The following is a 19,242-nucleotide window of genomic DNA, read 5'->3' as shown; positions in this document are numbered from 1 at the left end:
TCAGCCCTTCCGCGCGGTGTGGACCGTGCGGGCGACCAGCTGGAACAGGTCGGGGCGGTGGTGCAGGGAGCCCGGGTCGGCCGGGTCGAGGAGACGGGCGAGCGTCTCGCGGTCGTCGGCCGCGAGACGCTCGTCGACGGACTGGCTGGTCCGCTCGAACTGGAAGACGATCTGCTCCCGCACCACGGGCGGCACGGGTGCGGGGATGTCGCTGAGGAAGGAGCGGGTGCCGGCGGGTACGAGGCCGGTGCTCGCGAGCAGCGCGCGCCAGTCGTCGACCTCCGCCTTGGCCCCCGGCAGCGCGGCCCGCATCTCGCCGAACCATTCGGCGCTGAGCGCGTCGAGGCGGGCCTCCAGGCCGGGGCGGCCGAAGCCGAGCTCGCGGGGCAGCCGGCGGGCCGGGAGTCCGCCCTCGACGAGGACCAGCAGGCCGCCCGGGCGCAGCAGGCCGGCGAGGGCGTTCAGGGCCGCGCGCTGGTCGCCGAGGTGGTGCAGCGACTCGGCCGCCCAGATCACGTCGGCCTCGCCCAACTTGGCGAATTCCTCCGGGAGTTCGGCGTGCAGCGTGCTGACGCGGCCGCTCAGGCCGCGGGCCTCGGCGCGGGCGCTCGCCCGCGCCAGCAGCTCCGGGGTGCCGTCCACGGCGACCGTCTCGGCCCCGGGGAACGCCTCGGCGAGCAGGCAGGTGAGGACGCCGGGCCCGCTGCCGACGTCCAGGACGCGGCGGACGCCCGAGACCGGCACGAGGGTGCCGAGCCAGGCCGCCGCCTCGGCGTAGGCGGAGCTCTGGACCTCGGCCTGCCGCTCCAGGAGCGGGGCCATGGAGCTCCAGTCGATGTCGGTGTGGTCGTGGTGGTGAGGGCCGTGCGTGCCGGTGTGGCCGTGGCTGTGGCTGTGCCCGTGGTCGTGGTCGTCGGTCATGCGGACAGCGTGCGCGGCCCCGCCCCGGGAACGCGAGAAAAGTTGCCGTTCCGGCAAGGTGTTCCCCCGCTCGGAGGTCAGCCCAGGCGCCGGTGCTCCTGCGGACCGATCCCCCGGACCCGCTTGAACGAGGCACTGAGCGCGAAGGCGCTGCTGTAGCCCACCTTCCGGGCCACCGACTCGATCGTCGCGTCCGTCTCGCGCAGCAGGTCCGCGGCGAGCGCCAGCCGCCAGCCGGTCAGGTACGTCATCGGCGGCTCCCCCACCAGCTCGGTGAACCGGCGGGCGAGCCCGGCACGCGACACGCCCGCCTTCGCGGCCAGCGAGGCGACCGTCCACGGGTGGGCGGGGTCGTTCTGCAGCAGCCGCAGCGCCCGGCCGACGACGGGGTCGCCCATGGCCCGGTACCAGGCCGGGGCCTCCGCGCCGGGACGGGCGAACCAGGCCCGCAGCACGGCGATCAGCAGCAGGTCGAGCAGGCGGTCGAGGAACACGCTCTGGCCGGGCTCGTCGCGGGAGATCTCGTCGCCGAGGAACGGCATCAGCGGGCAGTTCCACGCTTCGCCGGGCAGATGAACGAGGGCGGGCAGCGCGTCCAGGAGCCGGCGGCTCACCTCGCCCTCCATCTGGTAGGTGCCGACGAACACGGTCGTCCCTCCGTCGGCGGCGTTGCCCCAGGTCCGTACTCCGAAGTGGGTCATCTCGGTGAGCGGTTCCCCGGCGAGCGTGGTACAGGTCCCGCCGGGGTGGACCAGGGCGCTCGGCGGGGCGCCGGGCGCGTACGCGATCGTGTACGGCTCCGGGCCGCGCGCCAGGGCCATGTCGCCGGGGCGCAGCAGTACCGCCTCGCCGACATCGGGGGCGATCCATGCCTCGCCCTCGGGGACGGTCATCAGGCAGAGCGGGGCGCGGTCCTCGATCCGTACGGACCACGGCGGTTCCATGACCATGCGCAGCAGGAAGGCCCCTCTGGCCCGCGGTCCGTCGAGCAGTCCGGCGAGTGCGTCCATGCTCCCGAGCGTAGACGCACGCGTATGCGCGTGAGCTTGTACGGCATGGGAACGGCGGGCGGGGGACGGGAATCTTGAGCCATGACGACACACACGAACCAGACAGAGACCGTGCTGGTCACCGCTGCCACCGGCAAGACCGGCCGACGGGTCGCGGCGGGCCTCGTCGAACGCGGGCTGACCGTCCGGGCGGGCTCCCGGACCGGCGCCACCCGTTTCGACTGGGAGGACCCGGAGACCTGGGCGGAGGCGCTGCGCGGCGCGGACGCCGCGTACGTCAACTACCACCCCGACCTCGCCGCGCCGGGCGGGGAGGAGGCGATGCGGACCTTCGGCGAGCTGGCCGCGGCCCACGGAGTGCGACGACTGACGCTGCTGTCGGGGCGGGGTGAGCCGGAGGGGTTCCGCGCGGAGGAGGCGCTGCGAGCGGCGGGAGTCGAACTCGCCGTCGTCCGGGGCTCGTTCTTCATGCAGAACTTCGACGAGGGCTTCATCGCGGCGGGTGTCGAGGCGGGCACGATCGCCTTCCCGGCGGGCGGGACGGCGGAGCCGTTCATCGACGCGGACGACCTCGCCGAGGTGATCGTCCGGACCCTGACGGAGGACGGGCACGCGGGCGCGGTGTACGAGGTGACGGGTCCGCGGCTGCTGACCTTCGTCGAGGTCGCGGAGGAGATCTCCAAGGCGTCGGGCCGCGAGGTCGGGTACGTCCCGATGGGCGGGGCCGACTACGCGGGCATGCTGGAGGAGTTCGGCCTGCCGGGGGCCGAGGCCCGGTGGCTGGCGGAGCTGTTCACGACGCTGCTCGACGGGCACAACGCCTCGGTCACGGACGACGTGCGGCGGGTCCTGGGCCGCGAGCCGCGCGACTTCACGGAGTTCGCCCGCCGGGCGTGGGGCGACGGAAACGCCTGAGCGCCCCGTGCGGTACGGACGTTCAGCGCCGGACGTACGCGACGAGCCGGTACTCCGGGTCGGGGCGCCGGCGGTCCGGTTCCGGCAGGACGACGAGTTCGGCGGCGAGCGTGGCGGTGAGGGCCGGGCCGCCGTCGAACCAGGAGGCGAAGTAACCGGCGCGGAGCTTCTCGGCCGCACCGCGGGGGCTGTTGCCCTGGCCGTGGCCGGTGAAGCCGGTCGCGCCGGCGGGGGTCAGGCCGTGGGCGGCGGCGTACGCGCCGATCCGGTCGGCGCGGTCGGAGGCCGCGGTGAACGAGCGGTACGGGCGCAGGACGGCGTCGATGTCGCTGCCGACGTCGTGGGCGGCGTCCTTGTCCACGGTGACGGCGAGCACGCCGCCGGGGCGCAGGACCCGCGCCGCCTCCGCGACGAACTCCGAGGTGGACGGCACCAGATGAAGCAGCCACACCGCGCTGACCGCGTCCACGGACGCGTCCGGCAGCGGCAGGCGGCGCGCGTCGGCGCGGAACGCCCGGCCGGGCAGCCGTCCGGCGGCGCGGGCGACCATGCCGGGCGCGGCGTCGGCCCCGTACACCCGCAGTCCGGGGCGGACGAGCCGTTCGGTGACGAGTCCGGTGCCGCAGGCCACGTCGAGCAGGGTGCGGGCCCCGGGCGGCACCAGCCGCAGGACGGCGTCCGCCGCGGCGGCGGCGCGGGGGACACCGCCGCGGGTGCGGTCGTAGTGCGCGGCCTCGGCGTCGTAGTCCAGCAGCGTGTCCCCCATGCCTCCGATGTTAGGCACATGCCTTGCCGGGCCCAGGTCTGGACCATACCTTTCCGGCATGGAGCTGGAACTGCGGCATCTGAGGACCGTGCGCGCGATCGCCGACGCGGGCAGTCTGACCCGTGCCGCGGCCACGCTGGGCCTGGCCCAGCCGGCCCTCTCCACGCAGCTGCGCCGGATCGAACGGGCCCTGGGCGGGCCGCTGTTCGTCCGCGACCACACCGGCTCGCGGCCCACGCCGCTGGGTGAACTGGTCCTGGACCGGGCCCGGTTCGTGCTCCCGGCGGTGCGCGAACTGCAGGAGGAGGCGGTGCGGTTCGCCAACACCTGGGCGCGCTGGGACCGGTTCCGGCTCGGCGGCACACACGGGCCGCTGCTCGGCGGCCTCGTCGACCGGCTGCTCGCCGCGCATCCGGGGGCGCCGGTCACGACGCACACGACGTGGTCGGTGTCCGAGATCGCCGACCAACTGACCGACGGGCGTCTCGACTTCGCCCTGATCGGGACGTGCGGCGAGAGCGCCCCGCCGGAGCCGGACCGGCTCGCCTGGCAACTGATCGGCGTCGACCCGGTGTTCGTGATGCTGCCGGAGTCCCATCCACGGGCCGGCGAGGAGGAGGTCGAGCTGGCGGCCCTGGCCGGCGAGTGCTGGACGGACGTGCCGGGCGAGGGCTGTTTCGGGGACTGTTTCGAGGCGGCGTGTGCGCGGGCGGGGTTCGCGCCGGTGCAGGTGTACGAGACGGACACCGCCTCGTGCGTGCATCTGGTGCAGGTGGCGCGGGCGGTCGGCCTGTGCCGGGCGACCTTCCCGCCGGCCCCCGGGATCGTGACCCGGCCGCTCGCCGGCACGCCGCTGACCTGGCGTCACCTGCTGGGCTGGCACCCGGGGTCGGCGGCGGCCGAGGCGTCGGGCACGGTGGCCGGGCACACCCGCGCGGCGTACGCGGAGGCGGTCGCGCGCAGCGCCTCGTACCGGCAGTGGCTGGCCGCGCACCCGCGGTTCGGGGAGCCCATAACACCGTGACATGACCTGGTTGACAGGTCCGCGGCAATGGTGGGCGGCCCTACGGTGACGCCACCCACCCGACACCGAGGAGACCCCACCCATGCTCCGCAGACGTGCTCTGGCCGCCGCCGCATCCGGCCTGCTGGCCACCGCCACCTTCACCCTGGCCGGCACCCCGGCCGCCGCCGGCCCGGCTCCCGCGCCCGCTCCCGCTCCCGTGGCGAGCACCGTGCAGACGCCGCCCGGCATGCTCGCCGCGATGCAGCGCGACCTCGGCCTGACCGCCGCCGAGGCCCGCACCCGGCTCGCCAACGAGGCCGCCGCCGCACCTGTCGAGAAGAACCTGCGCCGGGCCCTCGGCGCCGACTTCGCGGGCTCCTGGACCAGCGGGGACACCGCCCGCCTGGTCGTCGCCACCACCGACCGCGCCGACGTCCGCCGGATCACCGCGGCCGGCGCCGAGGCGAAGCTCGTCGCCCACGGCCTGAGCGCCCTCGACGCCGCCAAGTCCGCGCTGGACAAGGCCGGTCCGACCGCCGCCGTGGCCCCGCTGCGGTACGTGGACGTGCGCACCAACAGCGTCGTCGTCGAGACCGCGGACCCGGCCGCCGCACGTGCCTACGTCGCCCGCAGCGGAGCCGACCGCGCCCTCGTGCGCGTCGTGAAGTCCGACGTACGGCCCCGCGCGCTCGCCGATCTGCGCGGCGGCGACCCGTACTACATCAACCGTTCCGGCCGCTGCTCCATAGGCTTCCCGATCACCCGCGGCAGCCAGAGCGGCTTCGTCACCGCCGGGCACTGCGGCACCGCCGGCGCGTCCGTCACCGACGCCGCGGGCTCGTCGATCGGCAGCTTCCAGGGCTCGTCGTTCCCGGGCAACGACTACGCCTGGGTCGCCGCCGGCTCGTCCTGGACGCCCCGCCCGTGGGTGAAGGGCCCGAGCGGGAACGTGACCGTGTCCGGTTCGACGCTCGCCGCCGTCGGCGCGTCCGTCTGCCGCTCCGGCTCCACCACGGGCTGGCACTGCGGCACGATCCAGCAGCACAACACCAGCGTCACCTACCCGGAGGGCACCATCACCGGGGTCAGCCGGACCACGGTCTGCGCCGAGCCCGGCGACTCCGGCGGCTCGTACATCTCCGGCAGCCAGGCGCAGGGCGTCACGTCCGGCGGCTCGGGCAACTGCTCGTCCGGCGGCGAGACCTACTTCCAGCCGGTCAACGAGATCCTGCAGGCGTACGGGCTGACGCTGGTCACCGACGGCGGCACCACCCCGCCGCCCGGCGGCTCCTGCAGCTCCGCCCAGCAGCGGTACGACGGCAGCCTGACCAGCGGCGGTGTCGCGGTCCAGCCGGGCGGCTCGTACTACCAGTCGACGACCTCCGGCACCCACACCGGCTGCCTGGCCGGCCCGTCCGGCGCGGACTTCGACCTGTACCTGCAGAAGTGGAACGGCTCGACCTGGGCGACGGTCGCCCAGGGCACCACGCCGGCCGCCGACGAGACCCTGACGTACAACGGGACGGCCGGGTACTACCGCTACCAGGTGCACGCCTACAGCGGTTCCGGCGCGTACACCCTCGGCCTGTCGCGGCCGTAAGGGGTGCACGGCCGCTGACGGGGACGCCCCGGGGCGCGGTGCGGGCGGTCAGCTCGCGCCGTGCCCCGGGGCGATCTCCTCGACACGGGCGGCCAGCGCGAAGTCCTTCTCCGTGACGGCGCCGCCCGCGTCGTGGCTGTTCACCGAGACGGAGACGGTGTTGTAACCGAGCGTCAGGTCCGAGTGGTGGTTCAGCTCCTGCTGGATCTGCGCCACATGCACGACCATCGCGGTGGCGGCGAAGTGGTCGCCGAGGCGGTACAGCCGTTGGATCCGGTCCTCGGCGAACGACCAGCCGGGGAGTTCCCGCAGCCGGTCCTCGATCTCCTTCTGCGACAGCGGCTCAGTGGGCATGCGCGGACTCCCTCCGGTTCGTGGCCGACAGCGGTGACGATACGGTCTCGGGCCCCGCTCCCCAGGTCAACACATGCGCGTCGCCCGATCGGCCGAGCCGGTGGGTTACCTTCGGAGCATGACAACTGTCGCGTCCGGTACGGGAGTAGGGCAGCTGCTGCGCGAATGGCGCGAGCGACGACGGCTGAGCCAGTTGGAGCTGGCGCTGCGCGCCGCGTCCTCGTCCCGGCACATCTCCTTCATCGAGACCGGCCGGTCCCGGCCGAGCGAGGAGATGATCCTTCGGCTCGCCGAGCACCTGGACGTGCCGGTCCGCGACCGGAACGCCCTGCTGCTCGCCGCGGGGTACGCGCCGAAGTACGCGGAGTCGACGCTCGACGACCCGGGCCTCGCCACCCTGCGCGAGGGCATCGACAACCTGCTGCAGGGCTACGACCCGTACCCGGCGCTCGTGGTGGACGGCGCGTACACGGTGCTCGCGGCCAACCGGGCCATCGGGATGCTGCTGGACGGCCTGCCGGAGCACCTGCTCACGCCGCCGCTGAACGCGATGCGGATCACCCTGCACCCGGAGGGCCTGGCGCCGCGGATCCGCAACCTGCGCGAGTGGCGGGGCCATCTCCTGGCGCAGATGGAGCGGCAGATCGGGCTGGCCCGCTCGGAGGCGCTGCGGGCGCTGTACGAGGAGGTCGCCGCCTATCCGCTGCCGGACGGCGGCGACCCGGAGGACCGCGAGGACCCGCATCCGTACCCGTACTTCGCGCTGCCGATGCGGATCGAGCACGACGGGCACGTGCTGTCGTTCGTGTCGTCGATCTCGACGTTCAACACCCCGATGGACGTGACCGTCTCCGAGCTGGCGATCGAGACGCTGCTGCCGGCCGACCCGGCGACGGTCGCGTATCTGCAGGGCGTGGCCGCGGCTATGCGCGGGTAGTCGCACGGAGCGCGGCCCACTGCAGGCCGGCGAAGCCGGCGACCGTCGCCGCCTGCATCGGGATCCACAGCAGGCCGGCCGTGGTCGGCTCCAGCCAGCCGGCGAGGGCGAGCAGACTGCCCACCGTCCACAGGATGTTGCAGTCGATGACGGCCTTCACCCCGGCGGCCGGCGGCTGCGGGCGGGCGGCGAGCAGGGCGACGCCGATCGCGTACGCGGTGAGGAAGAGCCCGAGGTCGAACAGCAACCCCGCGTCGAGGCCGAGCAGTTCGCCGAGGGCGTCGGAGGCGAGGAGGTAGGCGAGTCCGTTGCCGCCGGTGACGACGGCGTCGAGGGCCAGGAAACGGCGCAGCGCGGACTGCGGCCGGGTGGTGCGGGAGATGCCGGCGATCAGGGCCTGGGACATGACGGATCAGCCTCCTCGGAAGGCGTACGTGCGGGTGAGGTCCGGTGCCCGGGCGGAGTGCGCCGCCCGGGTCCCGGTGCACTTCACGATGCCGGGTGCGGGGGCGGGGGTCGATTACGTCGGAGGTAATGCGGGCCTGCGCGATATGCCGGTGCGGTCGTGGGCTGCGTGGGTATGCTGCCGCGCGGGTCGGTCCGGAGGGGGAACGCCGTGGGGTGGGGCAGGCAGGGTTCGCGCATGGTGGCGACCGCGGACGACCACAAGGTCACGCCCGCGGAGCTGTTCTTCGATCTCGTCTTCGTGTACGCGATCACTCAGGTCACCGCGCTGATGGCCGCGTCGCCGACGCCTACGCGGGTCGTCGGGGCGATGGTGGTGCTGGCGCTGCTGTGGTGGTGCTGGTGCTGTTTCGCCTGGCTCGGGAACGTCGTACGGGCGGACTCCGGCGCGCTGTTCGCGGTGCTCGTCGCGGTGATGGCGGTGGTCTTCATCGTGTCGCTCGCGGTGCCGGATGTCTTCGAGGACGCCGCCGACGGGCTGCCCGCACCGCTGCTGTTCGTGCTCTGCTACGCCGCCGTGCGGGTGCTGCACCTCGTCTCGTACTGGCTCTCCAGCCCCGGTGACCCGGTGCTGCGGGCGACGCTGCGCCGCACGGCGCTGGCCTCGGTGCTGCCGCCGCTGGTGCCGCTGCTGATCGGGGCGACGCTGGCCGAGGGCACCACGCAGCTGCTGCTGTGGCTGCTCGCGGTGGTGATCGACTACGCGGGCATCTACGTCACCGGCGCGTCCGGCTGGCGGGTCAACTCCCCCGGCCACTTCGCCGAACGGCACGGGCTCATCGTGATCATCGCGCTCGGCGAGTCGTTCATGGCCATGGGCATCGGGGTGTCCGACCTCCCGCTGACGGTGGCCGTCCTCGGCGCGTCGGCGGCCGGTCTGCTGCTCTCGGCCGGGCTGTGGCGGCTGTACTTCCGGCGGCTCGGCGAGTCCGCCGAGCACCGGCTCTCCGCGCTGGACGGCGACGACCGCACCCGGTTCGCCCGGGACGCGTACACCTTCCTGCATCTGCCGCTGGTCGCCGGGGTGGTGCTCACCGCGCTCGGCATGAAGAAGGTGCTCCAGCAGGTCTCCGACACCGGGCACTACGGGCTCGCCGAGCCCCTGCACGGCGTCGCCGCCTGGTCGCTGACCGGCGGCGTCGGGGTGTACCTGCTGGGCGCGGCGGCGCTGGCGCACCGCACCACCGGCCGGCCCTCCGCCGCGCTGCTCGCGGGCGGCGCGCTCTGTCTCGTGGCGGGCGCGGCGGTGACGCTGGTCCCGGCGCTCCTGGCGCTGGCGCTGCTGGCCTGCGCGGTGGCGACGGCGGTGGCCGTGGACGGCCGCGTCGCGGCCCGGCGGGAGCGGACCGCGACGGTGCCCGCGCAGACCGCCCCCGAGTAGCCGCCGGGCGGCCGTCACTCCGCGGTCGCGGCGGCCTTCCGGCGGGCGGAGAGCACCGCGTACACGAGCACACCCGCGAAGAGGAACAGCACACCCTGGTAGACCGCCGCGTACCCGGAACCGGCGGCCAGCCACATCGAGAAGCCGAAGGCGAGCACGGCGAGGGCGGCGTCGCGGACGAGACGGCCGCGGTGCACCCGGTCGCCGCGGCCGGAGGCCAGGAAGTGGATCTGGGCGGCCGTGGACAGCAGGTACGGGACGGTGGCGGTGAACGTGGTGACGAGGACGAGCATCTCGAACACGCCGCCGGAGCCCGCGGTGTAGTTGTAGACGGTGAGCAGCGAGGCCAGGGTGACGGTGACCGCGACGCCGGCCGTCGGGACGCCGCGCCGCTTGCGCAGGAACACCTTCGGGAACAGTCCGTCGCGGGCGGCGGCGTACGGGGTCTGGGCGCTGAGCAGCGTCCAGCCGTTGAGCGCGCCGACCATGGACACCAACGCCATGCAGGCGACGGCGGCGCCGCCCCAGGCCCCGCCGAACATGGCGTCGACGGCGTCGGAGAACGGCGCGTCGGAGTCGACGAGCTTGTCGTGGGCGACGAGGCCGAAGACGGAGACGGTGCCGAGCAGGTAGAGCGCCGCGGCGGCGAGGGTGCCGAGGACGGTGGCGCGCGGGACGTTGCGCCGCGGGTCGCGGACCTCTCCGGCGCTGACGGCCGCGGACTCGACGCCGAGGTAGCTGAAGAGCAGGATCGCGGCGGAGGCGGAGAGCGCGCCGAGGGTGCTCCGGCCGCTCGCCTCGAAGGGGCCGAGGTTGGCGGAGTCGAAGAAGAACAGCCCGCCGACGGCGACGAGCAGCAGCGGGACGAACTTGAGCACGGTGGCGGCGATCTGCACGGCGCCGACGTACCGGGTGCCGGCGAAGTTCGCCAGCGCGGGCAGCCACTGGAGGGTCAGGGCGGCGGCGAGGGTGGCGGCCGTCGACTCCAAGGGGATCAGCACGTCCAGGTAGCCGACCGCGGCGACGGCGAGGGCCGCGTTGGAGACCCAGGCGGTGGCCCAGTACGACCAGGCGGAGAGGAAGCCGGCGAAGTCGCCGAAGGCCTCGCGGGCGTACACGTACGGGCCGCCGGTGCGGGGGTCGCGCCGGGCGAGCCGGCCGAAGACCAGCGCGAGGGCGAGGGCGCCGAGGGTGAGCACGCCGAAGGCGACCAGGCTGACGGTGCCGTACGGGGCGACGGAGGCGGGCAGCAGGAAGATGCCGCCGCCGATGATGTTGCCCATGACCAGGGCGGTGGCGACGGGGAGTCCGAAGCGCCGGGTGTGGGGGTCTTCCGCGCGCCGGTCTTCCGTGTGCCGGTCTTCCGTGTGCCGGTCCCGGGTGTCGCCGGTGTCCGTGTGCGGTGCCGCGTTCCCGGGGTCGCCGGTCCGCTGCTGTGGAGTTGTGGCCGTGCTCATGAGGGGTGGTGCGCCTTCCGTCGTACAACCCGGCCATGCTGGGACAACGACGAACGCACGTACAAATCAGCCGCTTTCGTCCCGTCCGGGCGGGCCGTCCACCGGAAGAAGTCCTTCCTGTACGGCCCTGGACCGCGAATCCTCCACCATCGGCACCTGCGGCCCCGAGCTCTCCCGCAGCCAGCCGCGCAGCACCTCGTGCACCTGCTCGGCGCCCGCCAGGACGGCAGGCGGCGCGGACAGGGTGAGCGGGGAGAGCAGGAAGGGACGGGACTGCTCGCCGCCGAGCCCGCCGTGCGAGCCGATCTGCTCCTCGAAGGCGTGGACGGTGCCGGCGGCCGGGTCGTGCATCGAGTTGACCATGATGTCGGCGACGTGCGGGAACCCGTCCGTGCGGCGCACCGCGTCCGCCGCGCCCGGCCCGAAGCCGGCCAGCGGCCCCTTGTCGTCCTCCAGCTCCGCGACCGGCGTCTGCCGCCCGTCCCGGTCCAGCACCACCGAGCCGTGCTCCTCGCTCGCGACCAGCAGGAAGCCGATCCCGGGATGGTTGGCGAGGGTCCGCAGCAGCGCCGGGTGGCGCAGGTCGATCTGCTCCCGCGTCATCCGGCCCGGCACCTCCGGGAAGGAGACCAGGCCGAGATTGCCGGAGGCGAGCACCATCGGCTCGGAGGGCCGGCCGCGCAGCTGGCGCGCCGCCTCCGCCTCCTCCTCGCGCCCGTCCACGGGCCGGTGCAGGGCGCTGAGCAGCGCGTCCCGGGCCGCGTCGCGGGCCTCGGCCCCGCTGTGGGTGCGGCGCACCCGGCGCGGAACCGGCAGCCCGCAGCCGGCCCGGACCAGGTCCTTCAGGGTCAGTCCGTACGCGCCCTCGAAGGTGGGCCCGGGGCTCTGCCCGTGGTCGGACAGGAGCACGATCCGGTACGGCCGGGGGGCGTGCTCGGCGACCTTGGCGATCAGCGCGATCACCCGGTCGAGGCGGTGCAGGACCTGGTCGGTGTCCCGGCCGTGCGGGCCGGAGTGGTGGGCCACCTCGTCGTACGCGACGAGGTCGGCGTACACGGCGGTACGGCCGGCCAGCAGGTCGCCCATCACCGCGGCGACCACCACGTCCCGCTCGACGACGGTGGCGAAGGCGCGGACGAACGGGTAGAGACCGCCGCGCGGCACCCGCGGGGTCTCCTTGCGGAGCCTCGCGCGGACCGACTGGTACAGCTCCCGGAAGACCTCGGCGAGGAACGAGCCGGCGGTGCGGACCGCGTTGGCGGGGTCGGAGAAGTATGCGAAGTACCCGGACCGGGAGCGGTTGGCCCGGCCGCGCCGGGCGGCCATCGACAGGACGAGGGCGAGCTGGTCGGCGCCGCCGCTGAACAGGTTGCCGCGGGACGCGCCGTCGAGGGTGAGCAGCCCGCCGTCGCCGGTGCGCGCGATGGCGCGGCGCTGCAGCTCGACGGCGCTCGCGGGACGGTTGCTGACCATGAGCCGGCCGGTGTCCTTCTCGTACCAGCGGAAGGCGGGCACGTCCTCGTTGGAGCCGTGCAGGATGCCGAGCTGGCTGGCGCCGGTCTGGCTGGACCAGTCGGTGCGCCAGGGGGTGAGCCGGTGGGTGGTGTCGAGCCAGCCGGCGACGGTCGGCATCAGGCCCGCGCGGACGGCGTCGCGCAGGACGCGGTGGCCGACGCCGTCGAGCTGCAGGAAGAGGGTGCCGGGCTCGGGATGCGGGCCGCCGGTGACCGCGCGCGGCCGTCTGCGGTCGGCGAGCCGGTAGAGCCGGCGGCGGTACGCGTCGTCGTCGCGGACGGCGAGGCCGGTGGAGGTCGCCGAGGCGACGGCGGACATCACGGCGGCGACCACGACGGCGGTCTCGGGGGCGACGACGCCGCGGCTGTCGGGGACCAGCCAGAGGGCGATCAGCAGCAGCGAGCCGTTGAGGAAGAACACCAACAGGCCGAGGACCAGTGCCGGTACGAGCAGCAGCGCCCGCACGACGACCGGCCAGACCAGCGCGCTCAGCAGACCGAACACGCCCGCGCCGGTGGCGGCGGTGAGCGCGGTACGGGTCAGGCTCTCGCCGTCCTCGGAGCGGAGCCGGAAGTCGGGCAGCAGCCCGGCCAGGGCCAGCATGGTCAGCGTCGAGACCGCCCACACCACGAGCACCCGCAGCAGCGCGCCGCCCGTGCTCCGCCAGCGGCCGGTGAACCGCCCGCGCACCTTCCCCACGCCCACGCCAGGTTCGCCTTTCACCCGTTATCCGACTCAAGCGTGGCACAACACCCGCTCGGGTGGATTCGGGCGAAACGCGCGTGCTCAGCAGCCGTCGTAGCCGGCGGTCGGCATCGAGAGCCGCCGGTGCACACCCGCCTTGTCCGCCGCACCGTACGAGGGCTCGTCGAGCCCCGCCGTCTCCAGCCGCACCCCGCGCCGCTCGCACTCCGCGAAGAAGCCGGAGACCGAGGTCAACGCGCGCGCGAGCACCCGTTCGTTGGGTGCGACGAACAGGTCGACGTCACCGGACTCGACGTCGACCCACAGGGCGCTGTGGTCGGGTCTGATCCCGTAGAAGAGCAGCTGCCGGGTGATCACGTAACCCTTGTCGCCGGCCCATCGCGCGCACATCGCGTGCTGGCTGCGCGTGTCCACCAGGAAGGGGTCGCTGTCGAGTTCCTCGAGCGGGGTGAGGCTGGCGATCGCCGCCACCCGAACGTCGTCCATGCGCCGACCCTACTCCGAACGGGCCGGGGCGAGGAGGGCGCGCTCGGGGCACGTTCACGGCGGTGAGGAGTATCCGCAGGTGTGACAGATCCTCCAGCCGTCCTGCGTGACGGCGAGGACGCCCCCGCAACGCGGGCACTGCGCCGAGTGCCGGACGGTCCCGATGCTGCTCGTGGTCCTCACAGCGGCTCCCATCCCTTGCTCTTCGATGGCTACCCGCCGCGCCGCGCGCGACGCCCCCTCGTGATCGCTTCTCCCCCGCCGTCGGCCCCGGACATTTAGGCTCGTACGGGAGGACTGGGGTCGGCGGGGTTCGGTTCCGTGAGAAGGGCGGGCGACGGTGGAGATCACCTGGTGGGGTCATGCGACCTGCACGGTGGAGGACTCCGGGGTCCGGTTCCTGACCGATCCGCTGTTCGTGCGGCGGCTGGCCCATCTGCGGCGGCGGCGCGGGGAACTCCCGCCGCCTGAGGCCGCGGTCGCCGAGGCGGTGCTGGTCTCGCATCTGCACTCCGACCATCTGCACCTGCCCTCGCTGGCCCGGCTCGCACCGGGGACGCTGCTGGTCGTGCCGCGCGGCGCGGCCCGGTCGGTCCCCGCGCTGCGGAAGCTGGACGGGCTGCGGCTGACCGAGGTGGCGCCGGGCGACGAGGTGCGGGTGGAGGGGCTGACCGTACGGGCCGTGCCGGCGAGACACGACGGGCGCCGGCTGCCGGTGGGGCCGCACCGCTCGCCCGCGCTCGGGTACGTGGTGGAGGGCGAGGCGCGGACGTACTTCGCCGGGGACACCGGGCTGTTCGAGGGGATGGCGGAGGCGGTGGGCCCGGTGGACGTGGCGCTGCTGCCGGTGGGCGGCTGGGGGCCGTACCTCGGGCACGGCCATCTGGACGCGGGACGGGCGGCACAGGCGCTGGCGGCGCTGGGGCCGGCGGCCGCGGTGCCGGTGCACTACGGCACGTACTGGCCGATCGGGATGGACGCGGTGCGGCCGCACGAGTTCCACGCGCCGGGCGACGAGTTCGTCCGGCACGCGGCGCGGCTGGCGCCGAAGGTGGCGGTGCACCGGCTGGGGCACGGCGAGCGGGTGCGGCCGGAGGTCGCCCGGTGATCGAGCCGATCGCGGCGGCGCAACGCATCGCGGCGGCCTTCGGGGACCTGCCGCCGGAGTCGACGCAGCAGGCGGTCGGCCTTCCGACGCTGTTCCTGCTGGTGGCCCTGGGGGCGCTGGTGCCGGTGGTGCCGACGGGGGCGATCGTGAGCTCGGCGGCGGTGGTGGCCTTCCACCAGACGGCGCCGCTGTCGCTGCTGTTCGTGTTCCTGGTGTCGGCGGGCGCGGCGCTGCTCGGGGACCTGGCGCTGTACTGGCTGGGACAGCGCGGGGTGCGCTCGCGCAACGGCTCGCGCTGGCTGGAGGCGCTGCGGGCCCGGGCGGCGCCGGAGCGGCTGGCCTGGGCGCAGGACCGGCTGCAGTCGCACCAGGTGTCGGTGCTCGTGCTGTCGCGGCTGGTGCCGGCGGGGCGGATCCCGGTGATGCTGGCGTGCCTGCTGGCGGAGATGCCGCTGCTGCGGTTCCTGCGGGGCGATCTGCCGGCGTGTCTGGCGTGGGCGGCGACGTACGGGCTGATCGGGATCCTGGGCGGCTCGCTGTTCGACGAGCCGTGGGAGGGCGTGGTGGCGGCGGTCGCGCTGACGATGCTGATCAGTGCGGCGCCGGCCTTGTGGCGCAGGCTGCGGCGCCGGAGTTCAGGGCACGAGCACGCGTGAGCCGCCGACCGGCAGGTCCCACAGGCGGTCGGGGGCGAGGCCGGCCGCCGTCCAGGCGGCGCGGAGCCGGGTGAGGGGTTCGAGGACCGGCTCGGCGGAGAGCACGAAGGTCGCCCAGTGCATGGGGGCCATCCGCAGGGCCCCGAGGTCCTGGAAGGCGCGCACGGCCTCCTCGGGGTCGGTGTGCACGTCGCGGAGCCACCAGCGCGGGGCGTACGCGCCGATCGGCAGCAGGGCCAGCTCGATGCCGGGGTGACGGCGGCCGATCTCGGCGAACCAGTGGCCGTAGCCGGTGTCCCCGGCGAAGTGGACGCTGCGGCCGGACCGGTCGGTGAGCACCCAGCCTCCCCACAGCGAGCGGCAGGTGTCGAGCAGGGTGCGCTTGGACCAGTGGTGCGCGGGAACGAACGTGAAGCGCACGCCGCCGAGTTCGGCGGCCTCCCACCAGTCGAGCTCGGTGATCCGGGTGAACCGGCGGCGACGGAACCAGCGGGCGAGCCCGGCGGGGACGAAGACGGGGACGTGCCGGGGCAGCCGCCGGAGGGTGGGGGCGTCGAGGTGGTCGAAGTGGTTGTGGCTGATGACCACGGCGTCGACGGGCGGCAGGTCCTCCCACCGCACCCCGACGGGCGTGATCCGCGCGGGCGTCCCGAAGATCCGCCGCGACCAGACCGGGTCGGTCAGCACGGTCAGCCCTCCGATCCGCACCACCCAGCTCGCGTGCCCGGCCCAGGTGACGGCCAGGGTGTCGGGCCCGGCGACGGGCAGCGGCCCGGGCGCGAACGGCAGCTCCGGAATGTCCCGCAGCCCCTCGGGCCCGGGCCGCACGGCCCCCTCCCGGGCGAACCGCGCCAGCGCCCGGACCCCGGGCAGCGGGGCGGTGAGCCGGTCGACGAAGGAGCGCGGCCAGTCGGTACGGGTGCGTCCGACGGGGTGCAGGACGACGGGGGCGGGCCGGCCGGGGGCGGGGTGGGCCGGGGCGGGTGGTGCGGGTTGGCCGGGGGCGGGTGAGGCGGCGGAGGCGGTCGGGCCGGCGAAGGCGAACCGGGCGCCGGTACCCGCCGGGGAGGAGCCGTCGGAGGCGGGCGGGCTCTCGGGGCCGGTCGCGGGGATGCGGTTCGTCTGTGGCGGCTGTGGTGTCCGCTCCGTCTGTTCCGTCATCTGCGTGCTCCGTTTCGGCGCGGGTCGCTTCCAAGAGGGGCCGGGGTCAGCGGAGTTCTTCCAGTACGGCCACGAAGGCGCGCAAGGCCTCCGCCACATGGGGCAGTTCGAGCGGCTCGGCCGAGCGGAGCGACTCGGCGCGCTCCTCGCGGGTCGCACCGAGCAGCGGCCCGGTGTCGAACCGCACGCGGAGCGCGCCCAGTTCGTCGCCGAACCGGTGGCCGCCGGGTACGGCGAAACCGAGCCGGCCGCTCAGGTGGTCCTCCAGCTCCATGGAGTCGCTGACCCCGCGGGCGGCGAGCCCGGTCCGCAGCGGGCCGAGGTCGGCGTACAGGTGACGGCCGGCCTGCGGGGGCCGGGCGATCGCGCCGGAGGCGAGTACGGCGCGGTGGACGGCGGAGGCGACGCGGGCGTGCAGCGCGGCGCCGGCCGCCGCGTGGGCGGCGACGTCGGCGGGCTCGTCGAGCGCGTGCGCGGCGACGTGCGCGACGGGGGCCGCGACGTGCGCGCCGAGGGCGGTGAGCACGTCGAGGGCGCGCGCCCGCCGGGCCGGGCTGTCGGCGGCCGGCGGGAAGCGGGCGACGGCGCACGGCCAGGCGGCGGGCGCGAGCGCGCCGCACAGGTCGGTGAGGACGGTGATGTCGTCGGGGCACATCTCCGCGGGGCTGAGCAGCACGGTGTCGCGCGGCCGGTGCAGGGTGTCGCGCCAGGTCTCGTCGCTGATGACGTGCAGCCCCTCGGCCACGGCCGCCTCGCAGGCCTCGCGGACGAGTTCCGGCGGGGCGACGGTGGCGGTCGGGTCGTCGGCGACGGAGAGCAGCAGCACGGCGGGCCGCCCGCCCTCGGCCCGGACCCGGCGGACGGTCTCCAGGAGCGCGTACGGGTCGGGCACGCCGCCGCACTCGGCGGGGGTGGGCACGTGGTACGCGGGGCGTCCCAGGAGCCGGGTGTGCGGGGTCCACCACGCCGGGCACGGCCTCGGCATCAGGACGTCGCCCTCGTGGGCGGCCAGCAGGGAGAAGAGCAGGGGCTGCGCGCCGGGGGCGGCGAGGACGTCCTCGGCGTGCGCGTGCAGGCCGCGCCGCCACCAGTAGCCGCAGGCGGCCTCGCGCAGGACGGGCCCGCCGCCGGACGGCTCGGCGAGCGCCCGGCCGGCGGCCGCCGCGAGCACCCCGGCGAGCGACTCGGGCACGGGCAGGCCGGACTCCGGGGCGAGCGGCCCGTACCGCACCGGTCCGCGCCCTTCCGACGCCGCCTGACGCATGGCGTGACCTCCCGAGCGACGCTGCGTGACGTGGTCCCACGCCCCTTTATACGGAGGAATCGCCCGTTTCGCCGCCGGAGCGGGTGAGGGAGGGGGCGGAGGAGGTATCGGAGGGGTGCCGCAGGGGCCGTTGGCGTGCCGTCCGGCTGGTGGGACGCCATCAAGAATCTGTCCACATGGCAAGATTCACGTCTCATGATACGACCGCATCCCGCTACCGTGATCACACCGCTTCACGAGCCCCTGCGAGAGGACGTTCGGCCATGACCCATGCCGTCTACACCCACGGGCACCACGAGTCGGTGCTGCGCTCACACGCCTGGCGCACCGCCGTCAACTCGGCCGCCTATCTGCTGCCCGAACTGAAGCCGGGGCTGGACGTCCTGGACGTGGGCTGCGGTCCCGGCACCATCACCGCCGACCTGGCCGCGCTGGTCGCCCCCGGCCGGGTGACCGCGGTGGACCCCGCGCCGGACGTCCTGGAGAAGGCGGCCGCCGTCGCCGCCGAACGCGGCCTCGACAACGTCGAGTTCGCCGTCGCCGACGTCCACGCGCTGGACTTCCCCGACGACTCCTTCGACGTGGTCCACGCCCACCAGGTGCTGCAGCACGTCGGCGACCCGGTGCAGGCGCTGCGCGAGATGCGCCGGGTGTGCCGGCCCGGCGGCGTGGTCGCGGCCCGGGACAGCGACTACGGCGTCTTCGCCTGGTACCCCGAACCGCCCGTTCTGGAGGAGTGGTTGCGCCTGTACCGCACCGTCGCCCGGCACAACGGCGGCGAACCGGACGCCGGGCGGCGGCTGTTCGCCTGGGCGCGGGCGGCCGGCTTCACCGAGATCACGGCCACGGCCACGAACTGGTGCTTCGCCACCGGGGAGGAGCGGGCCTGGTGGAGCGGTCTGTGGGCGGACCGCACGGTGGCGTCGGTGTACGCGGAGCTGGCGGTGGCCGGCGGGCACGCCACCCCGGAGCTGCTGGCGGAGATCGCCGAGGGCTGGCGGGAGTGGGGCCGCAGCGAGGACGCCTGGTTCATGGTGCCGCACGGGGAGATCCTGTGCCGGGTGTCGTCGTCCGGCGACTCCAACTAGGCTCGCCCGCATGGAGATTCTGGGCACCACACTGCGCATCTGTGTCGACGACCTCGAACCCGCCATCACGTTCTACGAACGGCTCACCGGCTCCCGCGCGCAGCGCTTCGAGCGCGGCGGCGTGTCGGTCGCGGCCGTGGGCTGCTTCCTGCTGATGAGCGGTCCGGAGTCGGAGCTGGAGGTGCTGCGGAAGGTGAGTGCGACGATCTCCGTCGAGGACGTGGACAAGGCGCACGCCACGCTGACCGAGGCCGGCGCCCGCGTCGTGGCCGGCCCGGTGCCGACACCGGTGGGCCGCAATCTGATCGCGGTCCACCCGGACGGGTCGGTCTTCGAGTACGTGGACCGGCGTACGAACGCCTGAGGCCGGCCGAACGCCCGACGTCACCCGGACCGCCCCGGGCCGCCCGCGCCCCGGCACCGCCCGCCCCGGCGGAAATTGCGGTG

At 74.7% G+C, this 19,242-nt stretch carries 19 protein-coding genes; 9 read left to right on the top strand and 10 right to left on the bottom strand.

Annotation, left to right across the window (positions count from 1 at the left end; translation table 11 throughout):
- Both ABZO31_RS27480 and ABZO31_RS27475 read right to left on the bottom strand, forming a co-directional pair.
- The gene (locus tag ABZO31_RS27480) at positions 1 to 921 is read right to left on the bottom strand and encodes a class I SAM-dependent methyltransferase (RefSeq protein ID WP_406863977.1); all 921 of its coding nucleotides are present in this window, start codon (positions 919 to 921) and stop codon (positions 1 to 3) included.
- A 77-nt stretch (positions 922 to 998) separates the two neighbouring features.
- Positions 999 to 1,931, bottom strand: a complete 933-nt coding sequence (locus ABZO31_RS27475) for an AraC family transcriptional regulator (protein WP_406863976.1) — start codon at positions 1,929 to 1,931, stop codon at positions 999 to 1,001.
- 81 nt (positions 1,932 to 2,012) lie between these two features.
- On the opposite strand from ABZO31_RS27475, the gene ABZO31_RS27470 reads away from it, so the two are divergent.
- The gene (locus ABZO31_RS27470; protein ID WP_406863975.1) at positions 2,013 to 2,846 is read left to right on the top strand and encodes an NmrA family NAD(P)-binding protein; all 834 of its coding nucleotides are present in this window, start codon (positions 2,013 to 2,015) and stop codon (positions 2,844 to 2,846) included.
- 22 nt (positions 2,847 to 2,868) lie between these two features.
- Here ABZO31_RS27470 and ABZO31_RS27465 read toward each other — a convergent pair whose 3' ends face one another.
- The gene (locus ABZO31_RS27465) at positions 2,869 to 3,600 is read right to left on the bottom strand and encodes a class I SAM-dependent methyltransferase (protein WP_406865495.1); all 732 of its coding nucleotides are present in this window, start codon (positions 3,598 to 3,600) and stop codon (positions 2,869 to 2,871) included.
- Between the two features lie 70 nt (positions 3,601 to 3,670).
- On the opposite strand from ABZO31_RS27465, the gene ABZO31_RS27460 reads away from it, so the two are divergent.
- Together ABZO31_RS27460 and ABZO31_RS27455 are read left to right on the top strand one after the other, a co-directional pair.
- Positions 3,671 to 4,636, top strand: coding sequence for a LysR substrate-binding domain-containing protein (locus tag ABZO31_RS27460; RefSeq protein WP_406863974.1), 966 nt, complete (start codon positions 3,671 to 3,673; stop codon positions 4,634 to 4,636).
- Positions 4,637 to 4,718: 82 nt separating this feature from the next.
- Positions 4,719 to 6,218 carry a S1 family peptidase gene (locus tag ABZO31_RS27455; protein WP_406863973.1) on the top strand — a complete coding sequence of 500 codons (1,500 nt, stop codon included), beginning with the start codon at positions 4,719 to 4,721 and terminating at the stop codon, positions 6,216 to 6,218.
- A 48-nt stretch (positions 6,219 to 6,266) separates the two neighbouring features.
- On the opposite strand, the gene ABZO31_RS27450 is transcribed toward ABZO31_RS27455, so the two are convergent.
- Positions 6,267 to 6,572: a 4a-hydroxytetrahydrobiopterin dehydratase gene (locus ABZO31_RS27450; RefSeq protein ID WP_406863972.1), complete on the bottom strand. Its 306-nt coding sequence runs from the start codon at positions 6,570 to 6,572 to the stop codon at positions 6,267 to 6,269.
- 118 nt (positions 6,573 to 6,690) lie between these two features.
- Here ABZO31_RS27450 and ABZO31_RS27445 point away from each other — a divergent pair, with 118 nt between their 5' ends.
- Positions 6,691 to 7,509: a helix-turn-helix domain-containing protein gene (locus tag ABZO31_RS27445; protein ID WP_406863971.1), complete on the top strand. Its 819-nt coding sequence runs from the start codon at positions 6,691 to 6,693 to the stop codon at positions 7,507 to 7,509.
- Here the strand turns inward: ABZO31_RS27445 and ABZO31_RS27440 are convergent.
- On the bottom strand, positions 7,496 to 7,915 hold the full coding sequence (locus ABZO31_RS27440) for a hypothetical protein (RefSeq protein ID WP_406863970.1): 420 nt from the start codon (positions 7,913 to 7,915) through the stop codon (positions 7,496 to 7,498). The genes ABZO31_RS27445 and ABZO31_RS27440 overlap by 14 nt on opposite strands.
- Positions 7,916 to 8,152: 237 nt before the next feature.
- Here ABZO31_RS27440 and ABZO31_RS27435 point away from each other — a divergent pair, with 237 nt between their 5' ends.
- Positions 8,153 to 9,355 (top strand): low temperature requirement protein A, encoded by a 1,203-nt coding sequence (locus ABZO31_RS27435; RefSeq protein ID WP_406863969.1) that lies wholly within the window; start codon positions 8,153 to 8,155, stop codon positions 9,353 to 9,355.
- Between the two features lie 14 nt (positions 9,356 to 9,369).
- On the opposite strand, the gene ABZO31_RS27430 is transcribed toward ABZO31_RS27435, so the two are convergent.
- The 3 genes from ABZO31_RS27430 to ABZO31_RS27420 all read right to left on the bottom strand — a co-directional run bounded on the left by ABZO31_RS27430 (position 9,370) and on the right by ABZO31_RS27420 (position 13,518).
- Positions 9,370 to 10,812, bottom strand: coding sequence for an amino acid permease (locus tag ABZO31_RS27430; RefSeq protein ID WP_406863968.1), 1,443 nt, complete (start codon positions 10,810 to 10,812; stop codon positions 9,370 to 9,372).
- 66 nt (positions 10,813 to 10,878) lie between these two features.
- On the bottom strand, positions 10,879 to 13,026 hold the full coding sequence (locus ABZO31_RS27425) for a phage holin family protein (RefSeq protein WP_406865494.1): 2,148 nt from the start codon (positions 13,024 to 13,026) through the stop codon (positions 10,879 to 10,881).
- 87 nt (positions 13,027 to 13,113) lie between these two features.
- Positions 13,114 to 13,518, bottom strand: a complete 405-nt coding sequence (locus ABZO31_RS27420) for a hypothetical protein (RefSeq protein ID WP_406863967.1) — start codon at positions 13,516 to 13,518, stop codon at positions 13,114 to 13,116.
- A 340-nt stretch (positions 13,519 to 13,858) separates the two neighbouring features.
- Here ABZO31_RS27420 and ABZO31_RS27415 point away from each other — a divergent pair, with 340 nt between their 5' ends.
- Both ABZO31_RS27415 and ABZO31_RS27410 read left to right on the top strand, forming a co-directional pair.
- Complete coding sequence (locus tag ABZO31_RS27415) at positions 13,859 to 14,626, top strand: MBL fold metallo-hydrolase (RefSeq protein WP_406863966.1); 768 nt, start codon at positions 13,859 to 13,861, stop codon at positions 14,624 to 14,626.
- Positions 14,623 to 15,282: a DedA family protein gene (locus tag ABZO31_RS27410; protein WP_406863965.1), complete on the top strand. Its 660-nt coding sequence runs from the start codon at positions 14,623 to 14,625 to the stop codon at positions 15,280 to 15,282. The genes ABZO31_RS27415 and ABZO31_RS27410 overlap by 4 nt, the downstream gene beginning before the upstream one ends.
- Here ABZO31_RS27410 and ABZO31_RS27405 read toward each other — a convergent pair.
- Together ABZO31_RS27405 and ABZO31_RS27400 are read right to left on the bottom strand one after the other, a co-directional pair.
- The gene (locus ABZO31_RS27405) at positions 15,262 to 16,443 is read right to left on the bottom strand and encodes an MBL fold metallo-hydrolase (protein WP_406863964.1); all 1,182 of its coding nucleotides are present in this window, start codon (positions 16,441 to 16,443) and stop codon (positions 15,262 to 15,264) included. The genes ABZO31_RS27410 and ABZO31_RS27405 overlap by 21 nt on opposite strands.
- 46 nt (positions 16,444 to 16,489) lie before the next feature.
- Entirely contained in the window at positions 16,490 to 17,707 is a 1,218-nt protein-coding gene (locus tag ABZO31_RS27400; RefSeq protein WP_406863963.1) for an aminotransferase class I/II-fold pyridoxal phosphate-dependent enzyme, read from the bottom strand.
- Between the two features lie 263 nt (positions 17,708 to 17,970).
- Between ABZO31_RS27400 and ABZO31_RS27395 the strand changes: the two genes are divergently transcribed.
- Both ABZO31_RS27395 and ABZO31_RS27390 read left to right on the top strand, forming a co-directional pair.
- Complete coding sequence (locus ABZO31_RS27395) at positions 17,971 to 18,795, top strand: class I SAM-dependent methyltransferase (protein ID WP_406863962.1); 825 nt, start codon at positions 17,971 to 17,973, stop codon at positions 18,793 to 18,795.
- Positions 18,796 to 18,805: 10 nt separating this feature from the next.
- Positions 18,806 to 19,159: a VOC family protein gene (locus ABZO31_RS27390; RefSeq protein WP_406863961.1), complete on the top strand. Its 354-nt coding sequence runs from the start codon at positions 18,806 to 18,808 to the stop codon at positions 19,157 to 19,159.
- Positions 19,160 to 19,242: the final 83 nt, after the last annotated feature.

Source organism: Streptomyces solicamelliae (genome assembly GCF_045348655.1).
GTDB lineage: Bacteria > Actinomycetota > Actinomycetes > Streptomycetales > Streptomycetaceae > Streptomyces > Streptomyces solicamelliae.
The sequence above is the reverse complement of the archived record's forward strand: the minus strand, read 5'-3'. Positions and strand labels throughout refer to the sequence as shown.